Raw genomic sequence first — 25,504 nt, 5'->3', positions numbered from 1 at the left:
AGCGCCAGGGGTCAGTCGAGCGAGATCTTTGCGGCCGCGGCCACGCGCTTGTTCTTGGCCACTTCGGTCTTGATCTGCGCGGCGAAGTGCGCCGGGGTGTCGCCCACCGGGGTTGCGCCCAGCTTTTCCAGCTTGGCCTTGACTTCCGGCATTGCCAGCACCTTGACGGCGGCGGCGTGCAGCTTGTTCTGGATATCGGCCGGCAGGTTGGCCGGCGCGATCAGGCCGAACCAGGCGGCGTCGTTGACCTCGCCCAGGCCCAGCTCGGCGAAGGTCGGCACGTTCGGCAGCGCTGCCACGCGCTTGGGCGCGGCCACGGCCAGCGCGCGCAGTTTGCCGCCTTCGATGAACGGCAGCGACGACGGCAGGTTGTCGAACAGCACCTGCACCTGGCCTGCCAGCGCGTCGTTCAGCGCCGGGCCCACGCCCTTGTACGGCACGTGCAGCAGTTCGGTCTTGCTGCTCATCTTGAACAGTTCCCCCATCATGTGCGAGACGCTGCCGTTGCCGGCCGAGCCATAGGCCAGCTTGTTCGGCTGCGACTGCGCCAGCGCGATGAAGGACTTCATGTCGGTGGCCTTGACCGCCGGGTTGATGCTCATCACGTTCGGCACCGAGGCCAGGTTGGTGATGGTGGTGAAGTCCTTGGTTGCATCGTAGGACAGGCGCGGGTAGACCGCAGGGTTGATGCCGTGAGTCGAGGCCGTGGCGATGCCCAGCGTGTAGCCATCCGGCGCGGCCTTCGACAGGAAGGTGGTGCCGATGCTGCCGCCGGCGCCGCCGCGGTTGTCGACCACCACGGCCTGGCCCAGCTGCTGGCCGAGCTTGTCGGCGACGATGCGCGCCACGATATCGGTGGTGCCGCCGGCGGGGAAGGGCACGACCAGCGTGATCGGCTTGTTCGGGTAGCCGGACTGGGCCGCGGCGCTGAACGACAGGCCGGTGGCGAGGGCGGCCGAGGCGGCGGCCAGGACGCGGAGGAGGTGGCGACGTTGCATGAGGGATTCTGTAGGGAAAAGGAGAGACAGAGGGGTTTTCACGATTCTGCGCGTTTGAGCAAGACCCTCGCAAACGAAATAAAATCCCTAGCTCATTCCATTTGGTCGTGAGGTAGAGGTGAATTATGCGGCGCATGTGTCCGTCGCTGACCGAGTTGCAGGCCTTCGAGGCCGCAGCCCGGCACAACAGTTTCACCGTGGCGGCGCGCGAGCTGCATGTGACGCAGGGTGCAGTCAGCAAGCAGGTGCGCAGCCTGGAGGCTTATCTTGGCGTGGAGCTGTTCGAGCGCGTTCGGCAGCGGCTGGTGCTGACCACAGCGGGCGAACGCTACCTGGAACGCATCGGCCCCAGCCTGAACGAACTGGAGGCGGCCACCGTCGAGCTGATGGCGCGGCAAGGGCGCGGCGGTGTGCTGCATATCGCCAGCATGCCGACGCTGGGCGCCAAGTGGCTGATCCCGCGCCTGCCGCAGTTCTTCGCGCGCCATCCGGAGGTCACGCTGGAGTTCGTGCCGCATGCGCAGGGCTACGATTTTTCTGAGCCGGACCTGGATGCGGCAATCCGCTTCGGCGATGGCGTCTGGCCCGGCAGCCTGGCTGATTACATGACTGGCCGCGAAGTGCTGCCGGTATGCCGCCCCGGCCTGTTGACGGACGAGCCGGACGGCATCGCGCGCACGCCGGCCGCGCTGCTGCGCTATCCACTGCTGCACCACACCACCGTGCCGGAGGCCTGGCCCGACTGGTTCGCCACGCTCGGCGTGACTACGCGGCAGGCGTGGGGCGGCGCGCGGTTCGATCAGTTCTCGTTGCTGACGCAGGCGGCGCTGTCGGGACTCGGCATTGCGCTGATCCCGCGCTGCCTGATTGAAGAGGAGCTTGCCACCGGCGCGCTGGTGGTTGCGCATCCGGCGCAGGTGCTGGCGAAGAAGGGCTATTACCTGTGCTACCCGGAGCAGAAGCAGCATTTGCCGGCGCTGCGCACGTTCCGCGCCTGGGTGATGGAAGGGGCCGACCTGGCGCGGCCCGGCTGAGGTGGAGGAGCCTGGCATACCGGCGGTTTTGCTCCCCTCTCCCGTTTGCGGGAGAGGGGCCGGGGGAGAGGGCAGGCATGTGCCAGGCATGACACGCCAAACTACGTGGAGGCTCCGGCCCTCCCCCCTCTCGCGCAAGCGGGCGAGGGGAGCCTGGTTCGCGCGGCGCTGGCCACGGCGCGCATCTTGAACGGTCTTACTTCGACAGCACCTTCATTGCCTGTTCCAGCCCGGCCAGCGTAACGGGGTACATGCGCCCCTTCATCAACTGGTTGATCACGGTGATCGACTGGCGGTACTGCCACAGGCCTTCCGGCTCGGGGTTGAGCCAGACGAAGTGCGGGAACTGCTCGGTCATGCGGTTCAGCCATACCGCGCCGGCCTCGGCGTTGTTGTACTCGACCGAGCCGCCGGGCTGCAGGATCTCGTACGGGCTCATGGTGGCGTCGCCGACGAAGATGATCTTGTAGTCGGACGTGTACTTGTGCAGCAGGTCCCACGTCGCCAGCTTCTCGGCGTGGCGGCGGCGGTTGTTCTTCCACACGTGGTCGTACAGGCAATTGTGGAAGTAGTAGTACTCCAGGTGCTTGAACTCGGTCTTGGTGGCCGAGAACAGTTCTTCCACGCGCTTGATGTGGTCGTCCATGGAGCCGCCCACGTCCATCAGCATCAGCACCTTGACCTTGTTATGGCGCTCGGGCCGCAGCTTGATGTCGAGCAGGCCGGCATTGGCCGCGGTCGAGTGGATGGTGTCGTCCAGGTCCAGCTCGGTGTCGGCGCCATCGCGCGCGAAACGGCGCAGGCGTCGCAGCGCGACCTTGATGTTGCGCGTGCCAAGCTCGACCTGGTCGTCGTAGTCCTTGTAGGTGCGCGCTTCCCACACCTTGATCGCGGTGCGGTTGCCCTTGCTCGGGCCGCCGATGCGGATGCCTTCCGGGTTGTAGCCGCCATGCCCGAACGGTGAGGTGCCGCCGGTGCCGATCCACTTGTTGCCACCCTCGTGCTTTTCCTTCTGCTCTTCAAGCAGTTGCTTGAGGCGCTCCATCAGCTTGTCGAGCCCACCCATGGCCTCGATCTTGGCCTTTTCCTCGGCCGACAGCTCGCGCTCCAGCGTCTTCTGCAGCCAGTCGAGCGGGATATCGGACTTCCAGTCGACCAGGCTTTCCACGCCCTTGAAATAGGCGGCGAAGGCCTGGTCGAACTTGTCGAAGTGCTTCTCGTCCTTGACCAGCGTCATGCGCGACAGGTAGTAGAACTCGTCGATCGAGGGTGTGATGACCTGCGCCTTGAGCGCTTCCAGCATGGTCAGGTATTCCTTGACCGAGACCGGCAGCTTGGCGTGGCGCAGCGAGAAGAAGAAATCGATCAGCATGATGCCTTGCTCTGGTGATAGGCGGCCGCTTCAGCGCGGACGGTCAAGCTGGAATTGCAGGTGTTGACGCACCGTCGGCCATTCGCTGGCGATAATCGAAAACACCACGGTATCGCGCAACGAGCCGTCCGGCATGCGCTGGTGGTTGCGCAGCACGCCGTCCTGCTTGGCGCCCAGCCGCGCGATCGCGGCGCGGCTCTGCTGGTTCATCCAGTGCGTGCGGAATTCCACGGCGATGCAGTCGAGCTGGTCGAAGGCATGGCCGAGCAGCATCAGCTTGCACTCGGTGTTCAGCGGCGAGCGCTGGACCCGGCGCGCATACCAGGTGGAGCCGATCTCCACGCGCCGGTTGGCCGCGTCAATATTCATGTAGGTGGTCATGCCCGCCAGCTCGCCCGCGGCGTCGCGCACCGCGAACGGCAGCATCGAGCCCTGTTCCTGCAGGCCCAGGCGCCGCGCGATCTCGGCTTCCATGCGCTCGGGTGCTGGCACGCTGGTGTACCAGAGCTTGTACAGCTCGCCGTCGGCGCAGGCGGCGCGCAGGCCATCGGCATGCTCGGGGCGCAGCGGCTCCAGCGTGGCGTGCTTGCCGGCCAGGGTCACGGGTTTGGCAAAAGCGGTCATGACAGGCAGCTCGCTCAGCGGTTGGCGCGGTTCATGAACACCAGGCGCTCGAACAGGTGCACGTCCTGCTCGTTCTTCAGCAGCGCGCCGTGCAGCGGCGGGATCGCGGCCTTCTTGTCCGGGCTCTTCAGCGCCTCTGGCGGGATGTCCTCGGACATCAGCAGCTTGAGCCAGTCGATCAGCTCGGAGGTGGACGGCTTCTTCTTCAGGCCCGGCAGGTTGCGCATCTCGTAGAACGATTCCAGCGCGGCGGCGACCAGATCGCGCTTGATGCCGGGGTAGTGCACGTCGACGATCTGCTGCATGGTGTCGGCGTCCGGGAACTTGATGTAGTGGAAGAAGCAGCGGCGCAGGAAGGCGTCGGGCAGTTCCTTCTCGTTGTTCGAGGTGATGATCACCAGTGGACGGTGCTTCGCCTTGACCAGTTCGCGGGTCTCGTAGACGTAGAACTCCATGCGGTCGAGTTCGCGCAGCAGGTCGTTGGGGAATTCGATGTCGGCCTTGTCGATCTCGTCGATCAGCAGCACCACTTGCTCGTCGGCCTCGAAGGCCTGCCACAGCACGCCCTTGACGATGTAGTTGCGGATGTCATGCACGCGATCGTCGCCGAGCTGCGAGTCGCGCAGGCGCGAGACCGCGTCGTATTCGTACAGGCCTTGCTGCGCCTTGGTGGTCGACTTGATATGCCACTGCAGCAGCGGCATGCCCAGCGCGGCGGCCACTTCCTCGGCCAGCATGGTCTTGCCGGTGCCGGGCTCGCCCTTGATCAGCAGCGGGCGCTGCAGCGTGCGCGCGGCGTTGACGGCCAGCTTGAGGTCGTCGGTGGCGACATACTGGTCACTGCCCTCGAAACGGGCCTGCTGGGCGGAGGAAGCTTGGGCGGAAGCGTTGGCGGTGTTTGACATGAGGCAACCTGGAGGTGACGGCCCTGTCTTGGTCGGTTCGGGCCGGGTTGGCGTGTTTGGCGCAGTCTCTTCGCGCTGTCACGCGCGCTTTCATTATGGGCGGTAGGGTTCGTCCGGGCTCAGTGCCGAGCGTCTGCGAACGGTCGTGCGCTTTCCCGAAGTGGGCCAGTATAAAAGACCTTTGCGGTTCGTGTTGGGCGGGTCTGACAGATGGGCTGACGGGCGGCCCGCAACGGCGGGCGGTTGCTGGACTGCCAGTGGACTGGCAGGTGCCGCCTGCTGTACAATGCGCCGGTTTGACGCGCCCCCACGTCCAGTTCTCCAGTATCCGGCAGTCCGCGTTCAGAAGTCCCAGCGGCCCGCTCGGGTCGCGGCGATTGCGCGAGGTGGTTCCAGAATGTGTTCCACATCACGGCAATGATCCCGGATGCCGAATGTCTGGGCGGGTCTGGCGGGTTGCACCTCTTGCAACCCCATCGGCAAGCCAGGCTTTCCCCAGAAGCATTCTGAAACCGTCTCCGCCCGGCAGGGCTGTCACGCACGGTTTAATTTCCAATCCGCAAAGACAATGAAAAAGCTCCTCACGATGGTGGTGCTGGGCGCGGCTGCAATGGGCGCGCAGGCACAGGAAGTCAAGGGCAATGGAGACGCTGCCAAGGACAAGGTTGCAATGTGCATCGGATGCCACGGCATTCCGGGCTACCGTGCGTCATTCCCCGAGATCTATGAAGTGCCGCTGCTGGGCGGCCAGAGCGCCAAGTACATCGAGAACGCCCTGAAGGCGTACCAGAAGGGCGAGCGCAAGCACCCGACCATGCGCAGCATCGCCGCCACGCTGACCGAGCAGGATATTGCCGATGTGGCCGCGTACTACTCGCAGCAGAAGGCGAATACCCAGAACAACTCCCTGAAGTAAGAGACCCATCATGAAGACGCTCAAGACGCTTTCGATCGCGCTCGGCGCACTCGTGCTGGGTGCCGCCGCCATGCCGGCTTCGGCCGCCGACCTCGCCAACGGCAAGGCGCTGGTGGAAAAGGGTGCCTGCGTGGCCTGCCACGGCGCGGGCATGAACAAGCCGATTTCGCCTGACTATCCCAAGCTGGCTGGCCAGCATGCCGACTACCTGTACCACGCGATGGCCTCGTACCAGGTGTCGGGCAACGCGCTGGTGGGCCGCTCCAATGCGATCATGGCCGGTCAGGTCAACGCCAATCCGGCGGTGACCGGCAAGGACGGCAAGCCGCGTCCGTTCACACGCAAGGAACTGAAGGACATGGCGGCGTATATCGAGTCGCTGCCGGGCGACCTGGTGCTGAAGAAGTAAGTAAGCCGTAGCGCGGCGATTGCCGCGCCGTCGCAGACGGAAAGGCCGCCTTGGTACAGGCGGCTTTTTCTTTGGGCGGCGCGCCAGCGCGTCCTACACCGCCATACCCGCCAACCGGCGGCGCATCCCTGTCGTGGCCCAGGGCTCGCCGTCACCGACGAGCAGTGCGTCGACGCCGGCTGCCCTGCGCAGCAGGCCGGCCGCGGCGGACTGGCCCGCCACCATCAGCCCAGCGCCCAGGCCGTTCACCGCCATGGCCTGTGAAGCCACCAGCGTCACGCCATGCGGACCCGCCGCCGGCAGGCCGGTGGCGGGGTCGAGCACGTGGTGGTAGCGCCTGCCGTTGGCCACGAAGCAGCGCTCATAGTCACCCGATGACGCGACCACGGCATCGGAAACCGCCAGTACGCCCAGCAGCCGCGCCGGCGCGCGCGGGTTGCGCACGCCCACGCGCCAGTCGCGTCCTTGCAACTGGCCGCTTGCCAATACATCGCCGCCGCCGTTGATCATCGCGTTGTGCAGCCCATGCCTGCGCAGCGCCTGCATGCCCGCCTGCAGGATCGGCAGCTTGGCGATGCCACCCAGGTCCAGGCGCATGCCCGGGCGCAGCAGCATCGCTTCGCCGCGGCGTGCGTCGAGCATGACTTGCCGGTAGTCCACCAGCGTCCGTTCACGTGCAAGTTCGGCGGAAGTGGGCACGCGCGCGCTGTCTCCGCCGAAGTGCCAGCCGGCGAAGGCACCGACGGTGATGTCGAACGCGCCTCCGGTGCGCGCCGACAGCGCCGCCGCCGCTTGCAACACTGCCATCAGTTCCGGCGCGACCGGCACCGGCTGCCGGCCCGCTGCGCGCTGCAGTGCGCTGACCTGGCTGTCGGGCCGGTAGCGCGACATCAATTGCTCCAGGCGCGCCATCTCCGCAAAGGCCGCGGCGATGCCGGACCTTGCATGCAGGTAAGAACTGTCCTGCACCACGATATCGACTTGCGTGCCCAGCAGGCGCCGCGATGCGCGCGTGACCGTTGAATCGGCCAACGCGGGCCTGACGAACATGGCGGTGGCGAGCATCGGCACGCTGATCGCTGCGGCGCGCAGAACGTTGCGCCGCATGGCGTCGATGCAAGAGGAAGAAGACAGCGTTGCCGGTAGGGTCTTGGCGCGCATGACAGGGTGGGCGGCGCTTGCCGCATTGATCGTTGACGTTGTGGTGCCGCCATTCTCCCGGCAGTCTTCCGAAAAAACATGCATCAGAAATGAATATTTAAGAAATCCATGACGACCGTCAACCTCGTTCGCGCCAACTGCTTCGACTATCTGTAGCCGGCAGCACCAGGCCACCAACACAACGAAGAAGGCAGGCGGACCCTCCGCCCTTTGCAATGACGGTTCGAGGATCGAAGATGACAAGGCATTCCCAAGACCCACTGGCACACACCGATGCTCCGGCGGCACCGGGACGAAGGCGCTTTATCAATACCGCGGCGCTGGCCGGGCTGGCCGGCGTGGCGGCATGCACGGACAAGGGCGCAGCCCCTGCCGCGGCCGCCGCGGCAAGCGGTGCCCATGCAGGGCATGCCGGTGCGCATGCCGGTGCGTCGGTGCACCTGAAGCCGGGCGAGCTCGATACCTACTACGGACTGTGGAGCGGTGGCCATGCGGGCGACGTGCGTGTGCTGGGCCTGCCCTCCGGGCGCGAGCTGCACCGCATCCCGTGCTTCGTGCCCGATGCGCTGACCGGCTGGGGCATCACCAATGAATCCAAGCGCGTGATGGGCACACGCCCCGACGGCAACGTGCTGTACACCGTCGGCGACACGCACCACGTGCATGCCTCCTACAAGGACGGCAACTACGATGGCCGCTACGCGTGGATCAACGACAAGATAAACGCGCGCCTGGCACGTATCCGGCTCGACTATTTCGTCTGCGACAAGATCACCGACCTGCCCAACGTGCAGGGTTTCCACGGCATTTTTCCGGACAAGCGCGATCCCGTCGATCAGAACATCAACTACACCACGCGCGTGTTCTGCGGCGCCGAGTTCGCCGTGCCGCTGCCCAATACGCCGACCGAGGACGCCGGCAAGTACCGCTCGCTGTTCACCTGCGTCGACGCGGAGACGATGGCGGTGCGCTGGCAGGTGCTGATCGACGGCAACTGCGACCTGGTCGCGACCTCGTACGACGGCAAGCTGGCCGCCACCAACCAGTACAACGTCGAGATGGGCGCGCGCTATGAAGACATGATGTCGGCCGAGCGCGACGCCTGCCTGTTCTTCAACATCGCCCGCATCGAGGCCGCGGTCAAGGATGGGAAGTTCAAGACCATCGGCGATTCGAAGGTGCCGGTGGTCGACGGCACGCACGCGGCCAACGCCGACCCGAAAACCGCCTTGACCGCCTACGTCTCGGTGCCGAAGAACCCGCACGGGGTCAATGCCAGCCCCGATCAGAAGTACTTTATCTGCGCGGGCAAGTTGTCGCCGACGGGCACCGTGATCGAACTGGCGAAAGTGCTGGACTGGTTCGACGGCAAGCTGGAGAAGCTCGACGATGCCATCGTCGCCGAAGTCGAGCTGGGCCTGGGGCCGCTGCATACTGCTTTCGACGGGCGTGGCAATGCCTACACCACGCTGTTCCTCGACAGCCAGATCGTCAAGTGGAATATCGACTCGGCGATCCGTTTCCACAAGGGCGACAAGAACGCCAGGTACGTGGTCGACCGGCTCGACGTGCAGTACCAGCCCGGCCACCTGAACGCCTCGCAGTCCGAGACGATCGCCGCCGACGGCAAGTTCCTGGCAGTGGGCTGCAAGTTCTCCAAGGATCGTTTCCTGCCGGTGGGGCCGCTGCATGCCGAGAACGAACAGCTGATCGATATCTCGGGCGACAAGATGGTGCTGCTGGCGGACCACCCGGTGCACAGCGAGCCGCACGATTTCATCATCTTCCGTCGCGAGCTGCTGCGGCCGAAGCAGGTCTATGCGCTGGATGACTTCCCGCTGGCGGTGAAGGATCCGCAGCAGTCGGGCGTGTTCCGCAACGGCAGGAAGGTGACGGTGAAGATCACGTCGCAGGCGCCGGTGTTCTCGCTGCGCGAGATCAAGCTGAAGAAGGGCGACGAGGTCACGCTGATCCTGACCAACCTTGACAAGATCGAAGACCTGACGCACGGGTTTGCCATCCCCAAGTACAACATCAACTTCATCGTCAATCCGCTCGAGACCGCGTCGGTGACCTTTGTGGCAGACAAGCCGGGCGTGTTCTGGTGCTACTGCACTCACTTCTGCCACGCGCTGCATCTTGAGATGCGCAGCCGCATGATCGTCGAGGCCTGAGATGGCATGCGTGGATAACCTGGCGCCGTGCCCGCCGCTGCGCCGGTCATCTGCCTGCCCCCAATTTCATGATCCACGCAATGCTCGAACGGCTTGCGGCGTGCTTCGCCGTGTGTCTGCTGGCGCTTGGCTTTGCCGTGCCGGCACACGCCGGCGCCTACGAGGCAGCCTTGCCGCCCGAACTGTCCACCGCGGCGGACCTGTGCGCGCTGGTGTCTTGCACCGAAGTGCTGCCTGGCGCGACCAGCTTCTCTCTGCGCAAGGGACAACCGCCCTACGTCGAGGGCTATCGCACTGGGGCGGACGGAAAGCGCGAGCTGCTCGGCTACGTGATGCTGTCCACCGATATCACCGATACGCCGGCGTATTCCGGCAAACCGGTGGTGACGCTGATCGGCATGGATACGCGGGGACAGTACACGGGCATCAGGGTACTGAAGCATTCCGAGCCGATCCTGCTGCTGGGCATCCCGGAATCGGCGCTGCTCGATTTCAATCGGCAGTACGTCGGCAAGTCGGTGGCCGACAAGATCGAGGTCGGCCAGTCGCGGCCGGACGAGGGCGTGGTCGGCGTCGATGCCATCTCCGGTGCCACCGTAACGGTGATCGCGCAGAACCAGGTGCTGACCACATCGGGCGCGGCGGTGGCGCGGCAGGTCGGCATCCTGGCGCCGACGCAGCGGGCACCGGCGCGATATGCGGAAAGCGGCAAGCACTATGGCTGGCAGCAAATGGTGGCCAGCGGGTTGGTGCAGCGGCTGCTGGTGCAGCCGGCGCAAGCCGGGCTGCCCGGTGGCGGCGAGCCCTTTATCGAACTGTGGTTTGGCGACCTGAACCATTCCGACATCGGCCGCAGCGTGTTGGGCGATGCCGGCTGGCAGGGGTTGCGCGCGCAGTTGAAGCCCGGCGAGCACGCCATCTTCGTGATCCGCACCGCGGGTGCGGAGTCGTTCAAGGGCTCGGGCTTCGTGCGCGGGGGCATCTACGACCGCGTGCAGGTGCGCCAGGGCGCCGATGCGTTCACCTTCCGCGACCTGGATTACCTCAACCTCTACGGCGTCGCGGCGGAGGGCGTGCCGGCGGTGACGGAGTCGGCGATTTTCGTGATCCGGTCGCCGGCGTTTTCCGCGGCCTATCGGTGGAAGCTGTCGTTCCTCGGCAACCGCGTCGACCGGGCCACCGGTACGCGCAGCTTCGCCAGCTTCGATGCGCCATACTGGCTGCCGGCAGCGATGCTGCAGGGCGGCCGGCCGCAGATCGACGAACCCGAGGCGCCGTGGCGCAAGGTCTGGCGCAAGCAGTTCATTGCGATTGCGCTGTTCATCGCGCTGCTCGGTGCGGTCACGTTGGTCTACGCTCTGCGCGACCGCCTGACGCGGCGCGCCACGCACAAGAACAAATGGCCGGTCAATGCGTTCAAGTACACGGCCTGGACGATCAGCATCGTCCTGGTCGGTTTCGGCGCGATGGCGCAGCCATCGATCACGCAGGTGCTGACATGGTTCCATGCGCTGCTGCTGCGCTGGGACTGGGCGCTGTTCCTCAGCGATCCCTTTATCTTCTGCTTCTGGATCTTCATCATCGTCACCGTGCTGCTGTTCGGGCGCGGGCTGTTCTGCGGCTGGTTGTGCCCATTCGGCTCGCTGTCCGAGGCGATCTACAAGCTGGGCCGTTTCCTGGGACTGAAGCGATGGCAGCGGCAACTGCCGCGTCGCTGGCATGACCGGCTCAAGTGGGTCAAGTATGGCGTGTTCTTCGGGCTGCTGGCGGTGTCGGTGTTTTCGATGGGGCTGGCCGAGATGCTGGCGGAGATCGAGCCGTTCAAGACGACCTTCCTGGTCGGCATCCCGAACCGCGCGTGGCCGTACGGCCTGTTCGCCTGCACGCTGCTGGGACTGTCACTGTTTATCGAACGGCCTTACTGCAAGTACCTGTGTCCGCTCGGCGCCGCACTGGCGATGCCGAGCACGTTCCGCTGGTTTGGCCTGCGGCGCAAGCCCGACTGCAACCACTGCAAGGCGTGCGCGGTGGGCTGCGGCGCGCAGGCGATCGATGCCGACGGCCGCATCGACCAGCGCGAATGCCTGCATTGCCTCGACTGCATGGTACTTTATACCGATACGCGCGGCTGCCCGCCGCTGGCGCGCGAGCGCAAGCTGCGCGAGCGCGACGGGCTGCCGCTGACGCCGGTGGGACGCAACGGGTACTTCATCCCGCTGGTGCCGGTGCCGGCCGAAGCGGCACAGCCATCGGGCCCCGATCCGCGGATGCCGACCGATCCCATCGCGCCTCCATACGCGGCAACGGCTGGCGCCGCGCGCTGGCTCGCCGAGCTGTGTGACCACTTGTGGCCATGGAGCGGGCAGGGCTGGCGCACCGCCGCTGCACTGCAGCTGGCGGGGCTTGCCGTGGCGCTGGCGGCCACTGTCGCGTGGGCGCTGGCCGCCAGCGGACAAATGCGCGCCGGCGCGGTGATCGGCTGGTGGCTGGGCTGGAGCCTGTACGAAGTGCTGATCCGCCTGTCCGGCAAGCGCTACGTCAAGGACGGCCCGTGGTGGCGCGGCCGCTACCGGCGCGCCACCGTGATGGACATGCTCAGCTATGTCGGCTTCAAGAACCTGCTGGTCGGTGCCGTGCTGTTCCTGGCGCTGAAGGCGATGGGGATGCTGGTCGCATGAAGCTGCTGCCTGGTATCGCGCTCTTATGGCTGACCTGCACGCACGCCGCGACCTGGCGCGTGCAGCCCGGCCAGTCGCTGCAGGCGGCGATCGATGCCGCCGGCGCGGGGGACACCATCGAGATCGCGCGCGGCCACTACACCGGCAACTTCGCCGTCGACAAGCCGCTGGTGCTGCGCGGCATCGCGCGGCCCACGCTCAGCGGCGCGCTGCGCGGCGATACGTTGCGCATCACGGCGCCCGACGTGACGGTCGAAGGCCTTATCGTGCGCGACTCCGGTGACAGCCTGAAGGACCAGAACGCCGGCATCTACATTCGCCCCGGCGCGCACCGCGCGGTCGTGCGCCATTGCGACCTGACCTACAACCTGTTCGGGTTGTGGATCGAGAAGGCCGACGATGTCCGCATCGAACGCAACACCATTACCGGCAAGCGCGACTACAACTCGGCGCAGCGCGGCAACGGCGTGCAGCTCTACAACACGCGCGGCGCACGCATCCTCGACAACAACATCAGCTTCGTGCGCGACGCGCTCTACGTCGATGTCTCGCACCATGCGATTTTTCGCGGCAACCGGCTGCACCACAGCCGCTACGGCACCCATTACATGAACTCGTACCACAACCTGTGGGAAGGCAACGACAGCTACCGCAACCGCGGCGGGCTGGCGCTGATGGAAGTACGCGACCAGGTCGTGCGCAACAACCGCACCTGGGGCAATGCCGACCACGGCATCATGCTGCGCACGCTGCAAGACTCGGTGATCGAAGGCAACGTGGTCGCCGGCAACCAGCGCGGCTTCTTTATCTACGACGTCGAGTACGTCACGCTGCGCGGCAACCTGGTGCTGGGCAATGCGACCGGCGTGCACCTGTCGGCCGGCTCGACGCGCAATGTGGTGCAGGGCAATGATTTCATCGGCAACCGTGAGCCGGTGCGCTACGTGGGCGCGCGCGACGAGCCGTGGGGCGGGCGCGGGCACGGCAACTACTGGAGCAGCTACCTGGGCTGGGACCGCGACGGCGACGGCGTGGGCGACGTGCCGTACCAGGCCAATGACCTCGTCGACCGGCTCGGCTGGCGCTACCCGGGGGTGACGCTGCTGCTGGGCAGTCCGGCCCTGCAGGCGCTGCGGCTGGCGGGACGGCAGTTCCCGGTGATCCGGGCGCCGGGCGTGGTCGACGCCTATCCGCGCATGCGCCCGGTGCGCGCCAACTGGAGGGACTGGGATGCTCAGGCCAGCGGCAACTGAAATGGCCACGGATGCCATTTCGCTGACCGGCGTGAGCCGGCACTTCGGCTCGCTGCGCGCCGTCGACGATGTCAGCCTCAGCGTGAGGCAGGGCGAACTGCTCGGGCTGATCGGGCACAACGGCGCGGGCAAGAGCACGTTGTTCAGGGTGATGCTGGGACTGTTGCCACCCACGCACGGCACCTTGCGCGTCGCAGGTGCCGAGGTAGGCAGCCGTGCATTTCGCGCCACGCGGCGCGGTATCGGCTACCTGCCCGAGCATCTGGTGCTCTATGACAACCTGAGCGGGCTGGAAACGCTGCGCTTCTTCGCGCGCCTGAAGGGCGTGAAGGCGGATGCCTGTGCGCCGATGCTCGACCAGGTTGGCTTGTCCGCCGCCGCCGCGCGCCCGGTGCGCGAGTACTCGAAAGGCATGCGCCAACGACTCGGATTCGCGCAGGCGCTGCTTGGCGCGCCGCGCGTGCTGTTCCTCGACGAGCCGACCAACGGGCTGGATCCGGCGGCAATCCGCGATTTCTACCGGATGCTCAACACGCTGCGCGAGCGCGGCGTGACCATCGTCATCACCTCGCATATCCTGGCCGAGTTGCAGCAGCGCATCGACCGCTTCGCCATTCTTGCCGCCGGCCGCCTGCAGGCCACCGGCAGCCTGGAGGCGCTGCGCGCGCAGGCGGGGCTGCCGCTGACGCTGCTGTTGCGCTTCGAACCGGGCGCACGCCAGGACGCGCTGCGCCTGCTGCGCACGCAAGCGCGCGACATGATCGAAGTGGTGGACGGAGTGCCGGATGAACTGACCGTGCGCTGTCCCGTTGCTGCCAAGATGCCGGTGCTCGCCGCATTGCAGCCGCTTGCGGGCCGCCTGAGTGACCTGCAGATCCGCGAGCCTTCGCTCGAAGACCTGTTTCTCGGCATGCGGGGACAAGCATGAACGCGCGCATCGATGCAAGGCAAGTGGCTGCGATCGCAGCCAAGGAATTCCGCGACCGCATGCGCAACCGCTGGGTGCTCGCCGTGGCTGTCGTCTTCACCGCGCTGTCGCTGGCGATCGGCTATTTCGGCGGCGCCGAGCAAGGTGTGCTTGGACCCCGTTCGCTGGAGTTCGTCATCACCAGCCTGGCGAGCCTGGTGATCTACCTGGTGCCGATGATCGCGCTGCTGCTGGGCTTCGATGCCGTGGTGGGCGAGCGCGAGCGCGGCTCGCTGGACCTGCTGCTGTCGTTGCCGCTGACGCGTGGCGAGCTGCTGCTGGGCAAGTACCTCGGTCTGGCCGCCGCATTGCTGCTTGCCACCGCCGCCGGCTTTGCATTGATGGCGGTGCTGCTGGCGCGCCAGTTCGGTTGGCCCGGCCTGTACCACTACCTCGGCTTTGTCGCCAGCGCCGGGTTGCTGGGCCTGGCGTTCCTGAGCCTGGCGCTGTGGCTGTCGGTGCTGTCGCGCGACCGCGCGCAGGCATCGGGCCTGGCGATCGGCCTGTGGTTCTTCTTCGTGCTGGTGTTCGACTTGCTGCTGCTCGGGCTGCTGGTCGCTGGCGCGGGGGAGGGTGGCGCCAGCGGGTCCGGCACCGATTGGATCGCGTGGCTGCTGCTGCTGAATCCCGCGGATCTGTTCCGCATCGTCAACGCTTTTTCACTCGACCAGTTACGCAGCGCCGGCGGCGTTGCCAGCATCGTGCCGTCGGCGCTGGCCAGCCCCTGGCCCACCGGCGCGGCGCTGCTGGCGTGGATTGCCGTGCCGCTGGTCCTGGCTGCCAGGAGATTCCGCTGATGTGTTCCCCATCGTCTTTGCGTCGCCGCCACCTGATGCTCGCCATGGCCGGTGCCACGGTCTTCGTTGCCGCCTGCGGCAAGAAGCCCGAAGGCGCCGCGCAACCGCAGGAAATCGAGTCCGCCACCGCCTGCGTGCTGGATGGCATGCTGCTGGCCGACTATCCCGGCCCCAAGGCGCAAATCTTCTACGCCGGCGAGTCGCGCCCGCAGTGGTTTTGCGACACAGTGGAAATGTTCCACGCACTGCGGCGGCCCGAGCAGGTCAGGCCGGTGCGCGCGGTGTTCGTGCAGGACATGGCGCGGGCTGACTGGGAACGGCCGCGCGGCCACTGGTTCGATGCGACCACCGGCGTGTACGTCGCCGGCAGTGGGCGCCACGGATCGATGGGGCCGACGCTGGCGAGCTTCCGGGTCGAAAGCGATGCCAGCGCCTTTATCGCCCGCCATGGCGGCAAGCTGATGCGCTATGCCGAGGTGACGCCGGAACTGGCGGACCTCAGCGGCGGCGCCATGCACGACAGCCGGATGTAGCCGGCCGCCATGCGAGGCGCGCGCGATGGATGGCTCAGTTGCCGCTGCCCGGCACCAGGCGGCGCTGGCGTACCGATTCCGCCAGGCCTTCCAGCACCCTGACCGACTCATCCCAGCCGATACACGCATCGGTGACCGACTGGCCGTAGGTCAGGTTCTCCACCGGCGTGCCCTGCACGTGGTCCTGGCGGCCCGCCACCAGGTGCGATTCGACCATCACGCCGATGATGCGCTGGTCGCCGCCGGCGATCTGGTGGCCGATCTCTTCGCACACGGGGATCTGGTTCTCATGCTTCTTGCTGCTGTTGGCATGCGAGGCATCGATCATCAGGCGCGAGGCCAGCCCGGCCTTGGAGATGGCGTCGCATGCTTCCTGCACGCTGGCGGCATCGTAGTTGGGCGCCTTGCCGCCGCGCAGGATGACGTGGCAGTCCTCGTTGCCCGAGGTCGAAACGATCGCCGAATGGCCGCCCTTGGTCACCGACAGGAAATGGTGCGGCTGCGACGCGGCCTTGATCGCGTCCACCGCGATCTTGACGTTGCCATCGGTGCCGTTCTTGAAGCCCACCGGGCACGACAGTCCCGAGGCCAGTTCGCGGTGCACCTGCGACTCGGTGGTGCGCGCGCCGATCGCGCCCCAGCTGACCAGGTCGGCGATGTATTGCGGGCTGATCATGTCGAGGTACTCGGTGCCGGTCGGCACGCCCATCTCGCTGATGTTCAGCAGCAGCTCGCGCGCGGTGCGCAGGCCGTCGTTGATCTTGAAGCTGCCGTCCATGTGCGGATCGTTGATCAGGCCCTTCCAGCCCACCGTGGTGCGCGGCTTCTCGAAGTAGACGCGCATCACCACTTCCAGCTCGTTGGCGAAGCGGTCGCGCTGCACCTTCAGCAGCTTGGCGTATTCCAGCGCGGCGCGGGTATCGTGGATCGAGCACGGGCCGATGATGACGATGAGCCGGTCATCCATGCCGTGCAGGATTCGGTGCATGGCCTGGCGCGCGCCGTAGATCACGTCCGAAGCCGCTTCTGAGCAGCCAAATTCGCGGATCAGGTGCGCCGGCGGCAGCAGCTCCTTGAGTTCGCGAATGCGCAGGTCGTCGGTGTTCTTCAGCATGATGGCTCCGGGATTCTTGTGAGGTCGAGAGAGTGAGGAAGCAATTGGGTATAAAAAAACCGCCAGGGTCGCTGGCGGTTTCTTTTGTATTCGGGGCGCTTACAGCCGTCCCTCCCTATCCGCCAGCGGTGTGAGATCGCTAAAGAAGTAAAAGTAAAACTTAGCGGACATGGCGGAAAAGGATGTTGGCTGGGGTCAGCTTGATTCGATTTCGTGGATAGGCGCTGGATTTATGCTGCGCTGCGTAGCGGAAGGGCACAAAATTGCGCGCCGATCGGTAAAACTTCGAGGCGCCTTGGTTGCCTGCGGCGCGACGAAGCATCTTTATAGCGCCTTTTGACAGGGTTGGCAAGTGTCCGCCGCGCCGCGCCGCGGCGCTTCGCGGTGCGCCATTTCCTGCTGTATCGGCCAAGGGCCGCAGCCTATATTGAACATGAGGGAGCGCACGGGGAGGTGCAATCATGAGCGTCGACGAGGCGAGGCTGAATGCCTTCATGGAGCAATTCGTCCACGATATCGGCGCGGTGATGCACGCGGCCACCGTGGTGGTCGGCGATGAACTGGGCCTGTACAAGGCCATGGCGGAAAAGCCGATGACCGTCGACGTGCTGGCGCAGAAAACCCATACCGACGCGCGCTACCTGCGCGAATGGCTGTCGGCCCAGGCAGCCAGCGGCTACGTCGACTACGATCCCGCCAGCGCGGAGTTCAGCCTGAACGAAGAGCAGGCCTTCGCGCTGGCGCAAGAGGGCAGCCCGGCATTCATTCCCGGCGCGTTCCAGATTGCCGTGGCGCAGTTCCGCGCCATTCCCAGGATGATCGATATCTTCCGCAACGGGCGCGGGCTGGGCTGGCATGAACACGATCCGGCGCTGTTCCACGGCACCGAACGCTTTTTCCGGCCCGGCTATGCCGCGCACCTGGTCTCGGAGTGGATCCCGGCCCTTGACGGCATCGAGGCGCGGCTCAAGGACGGTGCCAGCGTGGCCGACGTCGGCTGTGGCCATGGCGCGTCGACCATCATCATGGCGCAGGCCTATCCGGCCTCGCGTTTCGTTGGCTTCGACTACCACGAGCCTTCGGTACGCCATGCTACCGAGGCCGCGCGGCGCGCGGGGGTGGGCGAGCGCGTGCGCTTCGAGGTGGCAAGCGCGAAGGACTATGCCGGCAAGGACTACGACCTGGTGGCGGTGTTCGACTGCCTGCACGACATGGGCGATCCGGTCGGCGCGGCGCGGCACGTGCGCGACACGCTGCGGCCGGACGGCGCGTGGATGATCGTGGAGCCGTTTGCCAACGACAAGCTGGAAGACAATCTCAACCCGGTGGGGCGCGTGTTCTATTCCGCTTCCACTTTCATCTGCACGCCAGCGTCGCGCTCGCAGGAAGTGGGATTGTGCCTGGGCGCGCAGGCAGGCGAGGCGCGCCTGCGCGGCGTGGCCGAACAGGCCGGCTTCAACAGCTTCCGGAGGGCCGCGCAGACGCCGTTCAACCTCGTGTACGAGGCGCGGCCGTACGCACAAGACGCACCATGAAAAACGGGACCCGCGGGTCCCGTTTCCTTGGGGCGAAGCCGCGTCAGGCCGTGCCGCCCACCGTCATGTTTTCAATCCGCAGCGTCGGCTGGCCCACGCCGACCGGCACGCTCTGGCCTTCCTTGCCGCACACGCCAACGCCCGAATCCAGGCGCATGTCGTTGCCGATCATGGTCACGTCTTTCAGCGACTCCGGGCCGTTGCCGACCAGCGTCGCGCCCTTGACCGGATACGTGATCTTTCCATCCTCGATCATGTAGGCCTCGCTCGCCGAGAACACGAACTTGCCGTTGGTGATGTCGACCTGGCCGCCGCCGAAGTTGACCGCATACAGGCCCTTCTTGACGCTGGCGATGATTTCCTGCGGATCCCTGTCGCCGTTGAGCATGTAGGTATTGGTCATGCGCGGCATCGGCAGCGCGGCATAGCTTTCGCGGCGGGCGTTGCCGGTGACCGGCATCTTCATCAGGCGCGCGTTGAGCGTGTCCTGCATATAGCCGCGCAGGATGCCGTCCTCGATCAGCGTGGTGCACTGGGTCGGATTGCCTTCATCGTCGAGGTTGAGCGAGCCGCGGCGGTTGGCCAGCGTGCCGTCGTCGACCACGGTCACGCCCTTGGCCGCTACGCGCTCGCCCATGCGGCCGGCGAAGGCCGACGAGCCCTTGCGGTTGAAGTCGCCTTCCAGGCCGTGGCCGACGGCCTCATGCAGCAGCACGCCGGGCCAGCCCGGCCCCAGCACGACGGTCATCGCGCCGGCCGGAGCGGGGCGGGCGTCCAGGTTGACCAGTGCCGACGACACGGCTTCGTCCACGTACTTCTGCAGCAGGTCGTCCGAGAAGTACCCATAGGCATAGCGGCCGCCGCCGCCCGACGAGCCGATCTCGCGGCGTCCGCCCTGCTCGGCGATCACCGTTACCGACACGCGCACCAAGGGGCGCACGTCGGCGGCGATCACGCCGTCGCTGCGCGCCACCAGCACCACGTCGTATTCGCCGGCCAGGCCGGCCATCACCTGAACCACGCGCGGGTCCTTGGCGCGCGCCATGCGTTCGATGCGCTCGAGCAGCGCCACTTTTTCGGCGGCGGCCATCGAATCGAGCGGGTCGTTGGGCGCGTACAGGTTGCGGCCCGCGTGCGAGGCCAACTCGCCCGCCACCTTGACGCGGCCGTTGCCGGCGCGGCCGATGGTGCGGGTGGCGGCTGCCGCCTGTGACAGCGCGGCCAGGCTGATGTCGTCCGAATAGGCAAAGGCGGTCTTGTCGCCCGACACGGCGCGCACGCCCACGCCCTGGTCGATGCTGAAGCTGCCCGACTTGACGATGCCTTCTTCCAGACTCCATGCCTCGTTGCGGGTGTACTGGAAGTACAGGTCCGCATAGTCGACCTTGTGCGTGAAGATATCGGCCAGCACGCGCTGCAGCTTGGCCTCGTCCAGGCCATATGGCGCCAGCAGCAGTTGCTGCGCGGTGGCCAGGTTGCGGATTCCGAGATCGCCGGCGTTCATGAGATGTCCTTTCTTCTGTTTGCCGCCCCGGCAAGTCATGGATCTTGCCGAGGCGTGAAATGCCTGGTGCGGGCGCCACATTCGACCACATGCGGCGGCCCCGCGGTTGCGTACATGCTACAGCACCCGGTGACGCAATGCCGGCAGGTTTTGCCTGACTTCTTCCAGCCGCGCCGGGTCGATGGTGCCGGCCACCACGCCTTCGCCTTCGGGCAGCATGGCCAGCACTTCGCCCCAGGGGTCGACCAGCATCGAATGGCCCCAGGTGCGGCGTCCGTTCTCGTGCTTGCCACCCTGTGCGGCGGCCAGCACATAGCACTGGTTCTCGATGGCGCGGGCGCGCAGCAGGATCTCCCAGTGCGCCTGGCCCGTGGTGTAGGTGAAGGCGGCCGGCATCAGGATCAGGCTGGTGCCAGCGCCGGATGCCAGGCCTCGGTACAGCTCGGGAAAGCGCAGGTCGTAGCAGACCGACATGGCCACGCGGCCGCACGGCGCGTCGAAGCTGACCGGGGTGCGGCCGGCCAGGATGGTGCGCGATTCGTCATAGCTCTCGGTCCCGCGCGTGAAGCCGAACAGGTGGATCTTGTCGTAGCGCGCCACGCGCTCGCCGCGCGGGTCGAAGGCGAGCGAGGTGTTGTACACGCGCTCCGGGTCGTCGCACCACATCGGCAGCGTTCCGCCCACCAGCCAGATGCCATGGCGGCGCGCAGCGCCGGCCAGGAACTGCTGCACCGGGCCATCGCCGTCGTGCTCGCGCACGGCCACCTTGTCCGATTCGGAGCGGCCCATCATGCAGAAGTACTCGGGCAGCAGCACCAGTTGCGCGCCGCCGGCAGCGGCCTCGGCGATCAGCGCCTCGGCGCGCGCCAGATTGGCATCGAGCGAAGTGCCGGTGACGGTCTGCACGGCGGCCACGCGGAACGGGGCGGGGGCGGTCATAGGGCGTTGGTTTCCTCTTTGACTTTCTCGGACTCTCTTGGACGGCCGCGGCTTCAGCGCGGGAACGCGGGGTCGGCGCGGTCCTGGAACCGGGGGGCTTGCGCCTTATTCTCCTCCACTTTGCCGATCTGCGGGTTGGCCCAGCTGCCGGTGATGCGGTAGTGCTGGGTGAACACCCTGGAGAACTCGTCGGCAAACAGCAACTGCGCGGCGAGCGTGCCGATGCCCAGCACCGGGTTGATAAAGGCGGCTGCCACCGAGGTCGAGGTGGCATTGATGCGCGGCACCACCTCTACGCGCAGGTCCTGGGTCTCGCGCAGCAGGTTGGCGGTGCCGCTCATGCTGGCGATGATCTGCGGGCTCTTGAGTTCGAAATCCTGGATGGTGCCGACGCCATTCTCGATCGTGCCGGAACCGGAAATGCGGTCGAACAGCAGTCCGCGGCCCGACAGGCTGCGGAAGTCCAGCGTGGCAAAGCGCAGCAGCCCTTGCAGGCTGAGCACGCCAAGCAGCCGCGCGGCGCCCGGCTCGACGCTCAGGATCTGGCCGTTCTCCAGTTCGAGCGAAAGCTTGCCGGACAACGTCGGGTAGTCGATCGACAGCGGCGAGCCGCGCCAGGCTACGCGGCCTTCCAGCTTGCCCTTGCCGTCGCGCAGCGTGTGCGGCAGCCCCAGCCGGTCGAGCGTGGCGCCGGCGTCGCCGACATCGATGGTGAACGACAGCAGCGTGCGGCGCTCGGTATTGCCGTCGGCGCGCAGCCGGCGCGGCACGCGCCAGCTGCCGTGGCCGGTCAGCGTGGCATCGGGCTGTTCGATCTTCAGCTTGTCCAGGGTCCAGACCGGGTCGTTGCCGCTGGTGCCGGTATGCGCCTTGACTTCCAGCCGGCCGAAGTCGTGGCCGCGCAGCATGAACTGCTCGGCGACCAGGTCGATGGCGGGCAGTTCGTCGATGCTGCTGGCGAGTGCATCGACCACGTTGTGCTCGTCGGCGGCATCGGGCACGTTCAGGCGCGACAGACGCAGTTGCAGGGCGCCCGTGGCGTTGGCACCTGGACCCGCACCCGCCCCGGCGGCGGCCGGCTGCCACTGCACGGCGCCGGCGATCTGGCGCGACTCGATCCTGGCGCTCCAGCCGTCGGCTTCGCGCGTGGCGTCGAGTACCACGTCATCGAGCGTGCGGCCCATGCCATGGAGCGTGCCGGCCCGCAGCGCAATACGGCCCGGCAAGAAGGGCGAGGGGCGCGTGCCACCGCCTGTGGAGGTCGCCGGTCCGCCGAAGGCCCCGCGCCAGGCGTCGATGTCGAGCCGGTCGAAGGTCGCCGCGGCGCTGACGCCGGCCGCCGGTGCCGGCGCCGCTTGCTGCACGCCGATGCCGCCGGCGACGACTTCGATGCCATTGCCGCCGTTCTGGTCGCGACGCAACAGGTAGCGTGCGTTGAGGGCGTTGCCCAGCTGCAGCGCCAGTTCGTCGATGCCGGCGCGGCCGGGCGCGGGGCGCAGCTCGACGCGCAGCGGCAGGTCGTGCGGCGCCGCCTTGGCCAGCGGCGCCGGCAAGCCGATCGCCATGCCGTTGAGCGTGGAATTCAACTGCACCTGCAGCTCGCGTTCGCGCACCGCGATCACGGTGTTGTAGCCGGTGCTGCCTTCCAGCCTGGCCGCAAGCGGCGCCAATGCCGAGCCTGCCGCGGCTTCGCGCAGGCCTGCGGCGGAGGCGGTGCCGCTCGCGGTGACGCGCGTGCCCCCTTCCGGCTGGGTGCCGCCGCCGAGCTTCACTTCGCCACCCAGGAAGCGCGCGCGCAGGTTCTCCAGCCCGAACCCGTGCTCATTGAACGTGATGTCCCCGCTGGCATTGCCGAATGCCGGCAGCTGCGGGCTCAGCACGACGTCGTTGCCGGGAAAGTGGAAACGGCCGTCCACCTTGGCCGCGCTGGCGTGCTCCAGCGGCATGTCGAGCTTGAGCCTGAGTTCGCCGTTGCCGTGCGCGCGCGCCGCATCGGCGACGCGCGCAGTCCATTCGCGCACCGGCGAAGCGGCGATATAGCGCAGGAAGCCCTGCACTGGCCCGCTGGCGCCGCCGTCGATGGCGAGGCGGCCATGTTCGCTGAGATCGTCGATGCGGCCGCTGACGTCCTGCAGCACTACGCCCGGGATGTCTTGCACCGTGGCGCGCCGAGCCAGGAAGGTCATGCCGCCGCGGTCGAACGTCACCTGTCCGGCGATATCGGTGAACACTGGCCACAGCGGCGCGCCCCCCGCGCCAGTCTCGTGCGGCGCAATCTGGTAGCTGACGTGCTCGATCGGGACGTCGACGCGGAACTCGCCCGCCTTCTCGAGCGGCGCGTGAAACGGGAAATGCTCCAGGTCGCCCTTGAGCAGGAAGCTGACGCCGGCTGCGTCGCCACGCATCAGCGCGCCCGCCAGGTAGTGCCGCGTGCCCGCAGGGATGGTCAGCGGCAGGTAGCGCGGCACGCGCGCGACGTGGGCGCGGGTCATCTCGCCGCTCAGGTCGGCAATGCCGGAAGTGCCGTCGCCGCCGGCGCGCCAGGTGCCGCGCACCGAGCCCGCGGCATCCGCGTTGGCAAAGCGGATGCCGTCCAGCGTCACCACCAGCTTGCCGCCGGCGTGGTGCCAGCGCACGTCGCCGCCGATCTGGTCGAACGGCACGCGCGGCTCCTCGAATAACCCGGGCACAACCAGCGACGCGCCATTGCCTTCGAAGCGCGCATTGCCTTGCTGGTCGTTGAACGAGAACGTGCCCGACAGGCGCGAGAAACCGGGCGTGCCCAGCCGCGGACGGCCCTTGGCATCCAGGGCCGGCACCGCCGGCTGGCCGTTGACCGAGACGTCGCGCAGCGTGCCCTGCACGCTGTAGTGGGGCTTGCCGCCGCTGCGGTCGAGCATGCCGGCGCGCTCGCGGATCCAGTTGACGCTGAGGTTGTCGATGTGGCCGGCCGGCTGCAACGCGCGCAGCCGGCGCAGCACCGCGGTCTCCAGCGGCATCGAGCTGGCCAGCGCGCGCACCGTGTTCAGGTCCAGCGTAGGCGCCTTCAGCGTGAATTTGCGCAGGCTGCCGTCCTTCGCATAAGCCCAGCCGAGTTCGACCTTGCGCATCCCTTCGCGCCAGCTGGCGTCGGCGGGCGCCGCCTGGCCGTTGGCAAGCTGCGGCTGCCACAGCAGCGTGTCGACGGTGAGCAGGTTGCTGCCGTCGCGTTCGGTCCGGTGCAGCAGGAAGGCCTGCGCATTGGCCAGCCGCAGCGGGGCGGCGGCGCCGGCCAGCTGCAGGTCGACGCTGCTGGCGCGCAGCCGGGTCTGGCTGCGCACGATGCGGCCCTGGCGGAATTCGATGCTGCCGTCGGTGCTGAAGGTGCCGCTGGCCACGCCCTCGAACATAACCAGGTAGCGCTGCAGCACCGGCAACTCCAGCTGGGCGACGTCCCAGCTGGCCTGGCCGCTCCAGTAGCGCCAGTTGCCGGCGCTGTGCAGGTAATCGTTGCTGAAGCTGGACTTGACCACCAGCGGGCGCGGGCCCAGCGCCGGCGAGCGCGCTTCCAGCGTCACCGTATGGCGTGAGCCGTCGCGGCGGGTGTCAAGGCGGATTTCGCCGATATCGAGCTGCGGCAGCCCGGCCTTCTGGTCGAGCCAGCGCAGCTTGCCGTCGGACAGCGACACGCGGCCCTGCGACATCAGCCAGCCCAGGAAGCGGTCGTCCTCCTGCTGGCCGCCGGTGGCATCGACCGGCATGCCGCCGACCAGCAGCTTGCCCTCGGGCGTGCGGCGCACCAGGATGTCGGTGCCGGTGGCGCCCAGGCTGACGAACTGCAGGTCCATGCTGAACAGCGAGCGCCACGACAGCTTGCCGTCAAGCGTGGCGGTCGACAGCAGCACGCGCTTGCCATTGTCCATGGCGCGCAGGTCGCGGGCGCGGAAGGCTGGGTTCCAGCCATCCCAGTAGGTATCGAGCGCGCCGATGGTTACCCGTGCCGACAGCGCCACCGAGCCGCGCTCCTCCAGCCATTCGCGCGCGGCCGATGCCTGCGGCCATAGCACGAAGCGGATCAGCAGGCCCGCCACCAGCGCCAGCACGCCCAGTACCAGCGCCAGCCGTATCAGCGCGCGTCCCAGGCCGCGCCAGAACGGGTGGCGCACGATGCCAACGGCCGCGCGCGCGCCGGCGCCGGCGAGGCGGCGCAAGCGAGCCAGGCCCTGCGCAGGGCGCGGCAGGGCAGGGGAATCGATACCTGGAGCAGCCAAGGGATTAGCGGGTGTTGGCGAAGCGGGGATGTTCGCGGCGTTGTTAGCGGAGTTGCTGGCGGCGTTGCCGGAGTTGTCAGCGGGGCATTTAACGGTGTCGTTGGCCGGAGTTGGCAGCGTAGCGGCGGCCACATGCCCACCCGCGCCGCCATTGGGGGGAGAACCGTCAGCGGGTTGTGGGGCGCGGCTGGACATGCGCAGATTATCCGACAATACTAGCCGCTCTCCAATCTGGTGCCCGGCCGGCTACAACAAGAATGCGCGCACCGCGCGCGGCGCGAGCCGGGGCAGCATGGCCCGGGCACGCCCGAGCTGGCCGCCGGTACCGGCCGCACCTTGTC

Annotated in this window: 19 protein-coding genes; 10 read left to right on the top strand and 9 right to left on the bottom strand. The window is 67.1% G+C overall.

Annotation, left to right across the window (positions count from 1 at the left end):
- Positions 1-11: 11 nt before the first annotated feature.
- Positions 12-998 carry a tripartite tricarboxylate transporter substrate binding protein BugE gene (locus ACIP1U_RS09650; protein ID WP_400314257.1) on the bottom strand — a complete coding sequence of 329 codons (987 nt, stop codon included), beginning with the start codon at positions 996-998 and terminating at the stop codon, positions 12-14.
- A gap of 125 nt (positions 999-1,123) precedes the next feature.
- Here ACIP1U_RS09650 and ACIP1U_RS09645 point away from each other — a divergent pair, with 125 nt between their 5' ends.
- On the top strand, positions 1,124-2,032 hold the full coding sequence (locus tag ACIP1U_RS09645; RefSeq protein WP_400314255.1) for a LysR substrate-binding domain-containing protein: 909 nt from the start codon (positions 1,124-1,126) through the stop codon (positions 2,030-2,032).
- A 196-nt stretch (positions 2,033-2,228) separates the two neighbouring features.
- Here the strand turns inward: ACIP1U_RS09645 and ACIP1U_RS09640 are convergent, their stop codons facing one another.
- Genes ACIP1U_RS09640 through ACIP1U_RS09630 form a run of 3 tightly spaced genes read right to left on the bottom strand, consistent with a single transcriptional unit; the run spans position 2,229 to position 4,933 of the window.
- Complete coding sequence (locus ACIP1U_RS09640; RefSeq protein ID WP_400314254.1) at positions 2,229-3,404, bottom strand: VWA domain-containing protein; 1,176 nt, start codon at positions 3,402-3,404, stop codon at positions 2,229-2,231.
- 30 nt (positions 3,405-3,434) lie between these two features.
- Positions 3,435-4,028 (bottom strand): GNAT family N-acetyltransferase, encoded by a 594-nt coding sequence (locus ACIP1U_RS09635; RefSeq protein ID WP_400314253.1) that lies wholly within the window; start codon positions 4,026-4,028, stop codon positions 3,435-3,437.
- 14 nt (positions 4,029-4,042) lie between these two features.
- Entirely contained in the window at positions 4,043-4,933 is an 891-nt protein-coding gene (locus ACIP1U_RS09630; RefSeq protein ID WP_400314251.1) for an AAA family ATPase, read from the bottom strand.
- A 568-nt stretch (positions 4,934-5,501) separates the two neighbouring features.
- On the opposite strand from ACIP1U_RS09630, the gene ACIP1U_RS09625 reads away from it, so the two are divergent.
- A complete protein-coding gene (locus ACIP1U_RS09625) occupies positions 5,502-5,849 on the top strand; it encodes a c-type cytochrome (protein ID WP_400314249.1) in 348 nt (115 codons plus the stop codon).
- A 10-nt stretch (positions 5,850-5,859) separates the two neighbouring features.
- Positions 5,860-6,258 (top strand): c-type cytochrome, encoded by a 399-nt coding sequence (locus ACIP1U_RS09620; protein WP_400314248.1) that lies wholly within the window; start codon positions 5,860-5,862, stop codon positions 6,256-6,258.
- Between the two features lie 93 nt (positions 6,259-6,351).
- On the opposite strand, the gene ACIP1U_RS09615 is transcribed toward ACIP1U_RS09620, so the two are convergent.
- Positions 6,352-7,365: an FAD:protein FMN transferase gene (locus tag ACIP1U_RS09615; protein WP_400314246.1), complete on the bottom strand. Its 1,014-nt coding sequence runs from the start codon at positions 7,363-7,365 to the stop codon at positions 6,352-6,354.
- A gap of 290 nt (positions 7,366-7,655) precedes the next feature.
- Between ACIP1U_RS09615 and nosZ the strand changes: the two genes are divergently transcribed.
- The 6 genes from nosZ (at position 7,656) to ACIP1U_RS09585 (ending at position 15,821) form a co-directional block, all read left to right on the top strand.
- Entirely contained in the window at positions 7,656-9,593 is a 1,938-nt protein-coding gene (nosZ, locus tag ACIP1U_RS09610) for a TAT-dependent nitrous-oxide reductase (RefSeq protein ID WP_400314244.1), read from the top strand.
- 80 nt (positions 9,594-9,673) lie between these two features.
- The gene (locus tag ACIP1U_RS09605; protein WP_400314242.1) at positions 9,674-12,271 is read left to right on the top strand and encodes a 4Fe-4S binding protein; all 2,598 of its coding nucleotides are present in this window, start codon (positions 9,674-9,676) and stop codon (positions 12,269-12,271) included.
- Positions 12,268-13,524 (top strand): nitrous oxide reductase family maturation protein NosD, encoded by a 1,257-nt coding sequence (locus ACIP1U_RS09600; RefSeq protein WP_400314241.1) that lies wholly within the window; start codon positions 12,268-12,270, stop codon positions 13,522-13,524. Before ACIP1U_RS09605 ends, ACIP1U_RS09600 begins: the two co-directional genes overlap by 4 nt.
- 1 nt (position 13,525) lies before the next feature.
- A complete protein-coding gene (locus ACIP1U_RS09595) occupies positions 13,526-14,452 on the top strand; it encodes an ATP-binding cassette domain-containing protein (protein WP_400314240.1) in 927 nt (308 codons plus the stop codon).
- Complete coding sequence (locus ACIP1U_RS09590; RefSeq protein WP_400314239.1) at positions 14,449-15,288, top strand: ABC transporter permease; 840 nt, start codon at positions 14,449-14,451, stop codon at positions 15,286-15,288. The genes ACIP1U_RS09595 and ACIP1U_RS09590 overlap by 4 nt, the downstream gene beginning before the upstream one ends.
- On the top strand, positions 15,288-15,821 hold the full coding sequence (locus ACIP1U_RS09585) for a nitrous oxide reductase accessory protein NosL (protein ID WP_400314237.1): 534 nt from the start codon (positions 15,288-15,290) through the stop codon (positions 15,819-15,821). The genes ACIP1U_RS09590 and ACIP1U_RS09585 overlap by 1 nt, the downstream gene beginning before the upstream one ends.
- 34 nt (positions 15,822-15,855) lie before the next feature.
- Here the strand turns inward: ACIP1U_RS09585 and aroG are convergent, their stop codons facing one another.
- Positions 15,856-16,935, bottom strand: coding sequence for a 3-deoxy-7-phosphoheptulonate synthase AroG (aroG, locus tag ACIP1U_RS09580; protein ID WP_400314235.1), 1,080 nt, complete (start codon positions 16,933-16,935; stop codon positions 15,856-15,858).
- A gap of 461 nt (positions 16,936-17,396) precedes the next feature.
- Here aroG and ACIP1U_RS09575 point away from each other — a divergent pair, with 461 nt between their 5' ends.
- Positions 17,397-18,470, top strand: coding sequence for a class I SAM-dependent methyltransferase (locus ACIP1U_RS09575; protein ID WP_400314234.1), 1,074 nt, complete (start codon positions 17,397-17,399; stop codon positions 18,468-18,470).
- 43 nt (positions 18,471-18,513) lie between these two features.
- Here the strand turns inward: ACIP1U_RS09575 and tldD are convergent, their stop codons facing one another.
- The 3 genes from tldD to ACIP1U_RS09560 all read right to left on the bottom strand — a co-directional run bounded on the left by tldD (position 18,514) and on the right by ACIP1U_RS09560 (position 25,358).
- Positions 18,514-19,974 (bottom strand): metalloprotease TldD, encoded by a 1,461-nt coding sequence (gene tldD / locus ACIP1U_RS09570; protein ID WP_400314232.1) that lies wholly within the window; start codon positions 19,972-19,974, stop codon positions 18,514-18,516.
- A gap of 117 nt (positions 19,975-20,091) precedes the next feature.
- On the bottom strand, positions 20,092-20,913 hold the full coding sequence (locus ACIP1U_RS09565; protein ID WP_400314230.1) for a carbon-nitrogen hydrolase family protein: 822 nt from the start codon (positions 20,911-20,913) through the stop codon (positions 20,092-20,094).
- Positions 20,914-20,966: 53 nt separating this feature from the next.
- Positions 20,967-25,358 (bottom strand): YhdP family protein, encoded by a 4,392-nt coding sequence (locus ACIP1U_RS09560; protein ID WP_400314229.1) that lies wholly within the window; start codon positions 25,356-25,358, stop codon positions 20,967-20,969.
- Positions 25,359-25,504 lie beyond the last annotated feature (146 nt).

It is taken from the genome of Cupriavidus sp. NPDC089707, from assembly GCF_044748965.1.
Classification (GTDB): domain Bacteria; phylum Pseudomonadota; class Gammaproteobacteria; order Burkholderiales; family Burkholderiaceae; genus Cupriavidus.
This window is presented reverse-complemented; position numbering and strand designations above follow the sequence as displayed.

Coding starts and splice junctions, on each gene's coding strand:
- ACIP1U_RS09650 (WP_400314257.1), bottom strand. CDS start 998: ATGCAACGTCGCCACCTCCTCCGCGTCCTGGCCGCCGCCTCGGCCGCC.
- ACIP1U_RS09645 (WP_400314255.1), top strand. CDS start 1,124: ATGCGGCGCATGTGTCCGTCGCTGACCGAGTTGCAGGCCTTCGAGGCC.
- ACIP1U_RS09640 (WP_400314254.1), bottom strand. CDS start 3,404: ATGCTGATCGATTTCTTCTTCTCGCTGCGCCACGCCAAGCTGCCGGTC.
- ACIP1U_RS09635 (WP_400314253.1), bottom strand. CDS start 4,028: ATGACCGCTTTTGCCAAACCCGTGACCCTGGCCGGCAAGCACGCCACG.
- ACIP1U_RS09630 (WP_400314251.1), bottom strand. CDS start 4,933: ATGTCAAACACCGCCAACGCTTCCGCCCAAGCTTCCTCCGCCCAGCAG.
- ACIP1U_RS09625 (WP_400314249.1), top strand. CDS start 5,502: ATGAAAAAGCTCCTCACGATGGTGGTGCTGGGCGCGGCTGCAATGGGC.
- ACIP1U_RS09620 (WP_400314248.1), top strand. CDS start 5,860: ATGAAGACGCTCAAGACGCTTTCGATCGCGCTCGGCGCACTCGTGCTG.
- ACIP1U_RS09615 (WP_400314246.1), bottom strand. CDS start 7,365: ATGCGGCGCAACGTTCTGCGCGCCGCAGCGATCAGCGTGCCGATGCTC.
- nosZ (WP_400314244.1), top strand. CDS start 7,656: ATGACAAGGCATTCCCAAGACCCACTGGCACACACCGATGCTCCGGCG.
- ACIP1U_RS09605 (WP_400314242.1), top strand. CDS start 9,674: ATGCTCGAACGGCTTGCGGCGTGCTTCGCCGTGTGTCTGCTGGCGCTT.
- ACIP1U_RS09600 (WP_400314241.1), top strand. CDS start 12,268: ATGAAGCTGCTGCCTGGTATCGCGCTCTTATGGCTGACCTGCACGCAC.
- ACIP1U_RS09595 (WP_400314240.1), top strand. CDS start 13,526: ATGGCCACGGATGCCATTTCGCTGACCGGCGTGAGCCGGCACTTCGGC.
- ACIP1U_RS09590 (WP_400314239.1), top strand. CDS start 14,449: ATGAACGCGCGCATCGATGCAAGGCAAGTGGCTGCGATCGCAGCCAAG.
- ACIP1U_RS09585 (WP_400314237.1), top strand. CDS start 15,288: ATGTGTTCCCCATCGTCTTTGCGTCGCCGCCACCTGATGCTCGCCATG.
- aroG (WP_400314235.1), bottom strand. CDS start 16,935: ATGCTGAAGAACACCGACGACCTGCGCATTCGCGAACTCAAGGAGCTG.
- ACIP1U_RS09575 (WP_400314234.1), top strand. CDS start 17,397: ATGAGCGTCGACGAGGCGAGGCTGAATGCCTTCATGGAGCAATTCGTC.
- tldD (WP_400314232.1), bottom strand. CDS start 19,974: ATGAACGCCGGCGATCTCGGAATCCGCAACCTGGCCACCGCGCAGCAA.
- ACIP1U_RS09565 (WP_400314230.1), bottom strand. CDS start 20,913: ATGACCGCCCCCGCCCCGTTCCGCGTGGCCGCCGTGCAGACCGTCACC.
- ACIP1U_RS09560 (WP_400314229.1), bottom strand. CDS start 25,358: ATGTCCAGCCGCGCCCCACAACCCGCTGACGGTTCTCCCCCCAATGGC.